The organism is Pseudomonas fluorescens (assembly GCF_000802965.1).
Classification (GTDB): domain Bacteria; phylum Pseudomonadota; class Gammaproteobacteria; order Pseudomonadales; family Pseudomonadaceae; genus Aquipseudomonas; species Aquipseudomonas fluorescens_A.
Map to the genome: position 1 here is coordinate 338245 of NZ_JSAK01000001.1, position 4574 is coordinate 342818.

General features: G+C 58.1%; 5 protein-coding genes, 1 tRNA gene and 1 pseudogene. All 7 read left to right on the top strand.

Going from position 1 to position 4574, the window contains the following annotated elements:
- Nucleotides 1–29 precede the first annotated feature (29 nt).
- Nucleotides 30–106 (top strand) — tRNA-Asp (locus NL64_RS01575).
- Between the two features lie 348 nt (nt 107–454).
- The gene (locus NL64_RS01580; protein ID WP_008060887.1) at nt 455–1168 is read left to right on the top strand and encodes an FKBP-type peptidyl-prolyl cis-trans isomerase; all 714 of its coding nucleotides are present in this window, start codon (nt 455–457) and stop codon (nt 1166–1168) included.
- Nucleotides 1169–1460: 292 nt separating this feature from the next.
- Nucleotides 1461–1916, top strand: a complete 456-nt coding sequence (locus NL64_RS01585; protein WP_034146395.1) for a YkvA family protein — start codon at nt 1461–1463, stop codon at nt 1914–1916.
- Between the two features lie 114 nt (nt 1917–2030).
- Entirely contained in the window at nt 2031–2372 is a 342-nt protein-coding gene (locus NL64_RS01590) for a helix-turn-helix domain-containing protein (protein WP_034146396.1), read from the top strand.
- Nucleotides 2369–2740, top strand: coding sequence for a hypothetical protein (locus tag NL64_RS01595; protein WP_003223109.1), 372 nt, complete (start codon nt 2369–2371; stop codon nt 2738–2740). The genes NL64_RS01590 and NL64_RS01595 overlap by 4 nt, the downstream gene beginning before the upstream one ends.
- Complete coding sequence (locus tag NL64_RS01600; RefSeq protein WP_034146397.1) at nt 2741–3145, top strand: sel1 repeat family protein; 405 nt, start codon at nt 2741–2743, stop codon at nt 3143–3145.
- A gap of 211 nt (nt 3146–3356) precedes the next feature.
- Nucleotides 3357–4574 (top strand): annotated as a pseudogene (locus tag NL64_RS01605) (type IV secretion protein Rhs); the annotation flags it as partial.

Below are 4574 nucleotides of genomic sequence, written 5' to 3' on the forward strand. Positions count from 1 at the left end.
TCACCCACCATTCGTTTCAAGCGTTTCGCGCAGCGGTAGTTCAGTCGGTTAGAATACCGGCCTGTCACGCCGGGGGTCGCGGGTTCGAGTCCCGTCCGCTGCGCCATATTCGGTAACTTGGAACACTGAACGCCAGGTCACCACAGAAAGCCCGCTATATGCGGGCTTTTTGCTGTCTGGGATTTGGCCAGGCCTGGAAAAAGCGATCTTCTGATCGCTTTTTTTGTTTCTAGTATTCAAGGGTAGTAGCGCTTACGCCAGAGTTATGGGGTAGGAGGTTGCCTTGATAAGACTCAGATGACAGAAGTTTCATCGTCTACACTCCGAAAAGCGTTTAAACACCTGAACTTATCCAAAATCTCTGGCTCTCATGCCGGTAGCCATTGGTCGTGGCCGCCTGATAAGCTCGCGGCTTTACTCGATTGCCCTTTAGGCGCATGAACAAGGAAATAGCATGAAACAGCATCGGTTGGCGGCGGCGGTGGCCCTGGTAAGCCTGGTACTCGCGGGTTGCGACTCGCAAACCAGCGTAGAGCTGAAAACCCCGGCGCAAAAAGCTTCCTACGGCATTGGCCTGAACATGGGCAAGAGCCTGGCTCAGGAAGGCATGGATGACCTGGATTCCAAAGCTGTAGCCCAAGGCATCGAAGATGCCGTCGGCAAAAAAGAACAGAAGCTCAAAGACGAAGAGTTGGTTGAAGCCTTCGCCGCACTGCAAAAGCGTGCCGAAGAGCGCATGGCCAAGATGAGCGAAGAGTCGGCAGCCGCCGGCAAGAAATTCCTCGAAGAAAACGCCAAGAAGGCTGGCGTAGTGACCACCGCTTCCGGTCTGCAGTACGAAGTGGAAAAGAAAGCCGACGGCGCTCAGCCTAAGCCGACTGACGTAGTGACCGTTCACTACACCGGCAAGCTGACCAACGGCACCGTGTTCGATAGCTCCGTCGAGCGCGGCAGCCCGATCGATCTGCCGGTAAGCGGTGTGATCCCGGGTTGGGTCGAAGGTCTGCAACTGATGCACGTTGGCGAGAAGTACAAGCTGTACATTCCAAGCGAACTGGCTTACGGCGCGCAAAGCCCAAGCCCGGCGATTCCGGCCAACTCGGTGCTGGTATTCGACCTGGAACTGCTGGCAATCAAGGATCCAGCAAAAGAAGACGCCGCGAAGTAATCAGCGTCTGCTCTAAAAACAACGCCTCGCTTATGCGGGGCGTTGTTGCATCTGGTGTCCGACGCGGGTAAACAAAGCGAACCGATGCTGTAGTCTGGAGTCAGAGCCAGTGTAGGACCGCGGCTAACCGCGCGGACGCGCCAAGTCAATGAAATATTGGGTTTTTTTAGATGAGTAAAAAACGCCCGATCTGAGTTAAACCCTTGTGCTGCGGGGCTTTCAGCGATGAAAAGCAGCTCTGTTCACAAGGTTATCCACAATTTGTGTGGATAACATTTACGTGGGAGGAATCATGAAGGCACCGTGGAGTTTTGCTCGTTTCCTGCCTTTGGCCGGTCGCCTGATCGCACGTGGACGCTTGCCGACCTTGCTGTTCGCAGTGGCCAGTAAAGGTGCCATGCAAGGCAACCGACTGGGCAAACTCAAGGATGATCTGCGCCTGTTGCAGGCGCTCTGCCTGGCTTACTGGCGTGGCGAGTACCGCGCGATCAGCCCTAAAGCACTGGTATCCGTCGTGGCAGGCCTGATGTATTTCCTCAGTCCGGTGGATGCGATTCCGGATTTCCTGCCGATGTTCGGCATGCTCGATGACATCGCCGTGCTGGCCTGGTTGATGAAAGTGCTCGACGACGAACTCAGCGCCTTCCGTGCCTGGCGCAAACGTCAGGTGCCAGAGAAGCTCGCCGTGGTTGAACGCCTGCCCGATACCCCGGCACAACTTCATCTTCAGGGACCGAAAAAACGTTGAGCCAAATCAGTCTCAACAACAGATAGATACCCCCCGCGACCTTGGCCGCTGTTAGGATTACACTTCTAGGGAAAAGTGCCGACTCGCTAAGTGTTGTTGTCCTACGGGGTAGTCATGGATATTCAGATAATTACACGCGAAGGCGAGCCCGAATATGCGGTTCTGCCATGGGCTCAGTATCAGGCTCTACTGAAAGCAGCAGGCATCAACGAAGCACCGTCGCGCCAGGCCCCAGCGCCGCTCGCGACCACCCAGGACCCGATTCTTCCAGGTCTTGATCAACTACGCAGTTTGCGCGAAGGGAAGGGCATCGCCATCGAGGCGCTGGCCCGCACGGTAGGCATCAGCCCGTCTTATCTGGCCATGATCGAAAGTGGCGAGCGTCAGCCCGACGCCGCGATTCGCCGAAGCTTGGCCTGGGAACTGACGGTGCCAGGGTGGAGGGACGAATCGTGAGCGTACGCATCAGTCGTCAACATTGGGACGGATTGCTCGGCGAACTGGATCAGGCGCGCCGACAGCGCCATCTCCTGACTTATCGTGCGTTGTTGGAGCGACTGCAACTTCCTACGCCCGCGATGCAAACGTTGACTGCCGCGCTTGAGCACCTGGCGGCGCTGGACGCCAAAGCGGAACAACCGCTGCGCAGTTCACTGGTGATCAGCCAGGGTGCCAGTCGCCTGCCACGCACCGGTTTCTTCGAATGTGTCGAGCGTCTCGGGCGATTCTCCGGGCCTTCCGACGGTGTCGCCGCCGCGTCCTGGCATGCCTCGGAGGTGGTGCGAGTATTTGAATACGAGTATCCCGAGTCGGCGGAGGCCTGAGTGTTTTTTCGACTCAAGGCGCAGGCCGGTTACTGGCTGGCGCGTAGGCTTTTTCACTGGCAATGGTTTGTGCGCCAACCCAGAGGCTGGAGCTGGCTCGAAGGTCAGTTCGCCCGCATGGCAAACCTTGGCGATGTCGGCGCCCAGAGCTTCTATGGCCACATCCTGACCTTTCGCGGCGTCGGTCTGGGGGCTCGCGAAGAAGGTGTTCGCTTGCTGCGTCTGGCAGCCTTGGCCGGTGATGGCAAAGCGGCCTATCAATTGGGTGTGATCAGCCTGGCAGGAACGGCAAGCAAGGCGCCAGACCCGGCTGAAGCGGCGCGGTTCTGGAGCATTGCGGCGAAGGCCGGGCATCCGTTGGCGCCAATCAAGCTGCAAGAATTGGCCTCCCGCAGTTCTGAATAGACACCGATTTTTCTGACAGACCAGCGCGGCGTAGGGGGAAACTTCTACGCCGCGCTTTGGTTTTAGCGAATCGCCCTACATCAACATCATCTTTGCCTGACTTCTTTCCTCGCGGATCCCCCGCAAAGTCCCTCGCGCCTAATTTCCTGTGCGAGGGATTGCTCATGTTCGACCCGGTCTTTCACGTGGCTGCTGATCTTTCGGTGGGCTGATGGATCACATCGCCCGCATTGAGCAGGAGCTCGACAGCTTTCCGGACACCCTGACGCTTTACCGCCAACAGCTCAAACGCTGGTTCAGCCAGGCTGCCGACAAGGTCAGCCGCGCCACGGACATGCCTTCGCTGATGGGCATGGAGCGGGTGATCACGTTGGGCACCACCCGCACCGTTGTCAGCAGCGGTGATGACGACTTTATCTCCACGGTTGCGCAGTGTGCGCAAGGTGGGGTTCTGCAGATCGAGAGCAAGTTCGAGTCGGTGTATGACGTTCCGCTGGGGAACATTCAGGTTGATGTGATTGCGCTGGAGGGTGGCGGGTCGACGCCGGTCACCCTTGATGAAAACGGTAAGGGAGAGTTCAGGGGCGAGGCGGGCAAGTTCTACCGTGTGCGCGTGCAGAGTGAGGTTACGCCGGAGCAGGTTGATGAGCTTTTCAACTCTTACGATGGCCTCACCGCAGAGCTGGATAAGTGGCTGCGCGGTGAGTGGGACGGGTTCAAGCCGCAGTGGTCGCAGTCGACTTCCATCGCGGTGGGCAACGGCATGTTGGCGGGCAGTTGGGCGGCGATCGAGGGGGTGTGGGACGGGATCAACCTGATTTCGGACATTCTGAAGAATCCCGGTGAGTTTGTTGATCGATTGGGCAGCAGTGCGGATCAGCTGATCGAGCTGGCGAAAAAATCGCCGGATGTGATGAGCAAGATTCAACTGCTGGCCAGTGATGAGGCGGCGCTGTGTCTGTTGCTGCGCACCGCCAGCCTCTGGTTGGAAATGCTCCCGCCCAGTCTGATTGCCGGGGAGACCGCCAAGGCGATAACGGCGTTGGTGGTGGAACTGCTGATCGACATTCTGATCGCCATCGTCCTGACCTTTGCCGCAGCTGGAGCGGGTGTTGCCTATCTGACGATGCGTCTGGCGCGGCGCGGCGCGCAGTTGATCAATGCGGTTACGCGCCTCGTTGGCGAGCTGTTCAAGATCATCAATACCTTCATTGGCTATATCGACCGCTACAAAAAAGTCGCCGTACGCGGTGTCGCGGCCGGCTTGAAAAAAGGCCGGATGCAATTGCGCTGGAACGCGCGCAACAACACCGTGGTGAAAAAAGACGAGCACCACGACGACGCCTCGAAACCGGCGACAAATCCTAACGGCGACAGCGCCGATTCGGCGGATCGCACGACCACCCACGGCTGTCCCGTGTCGATGGTC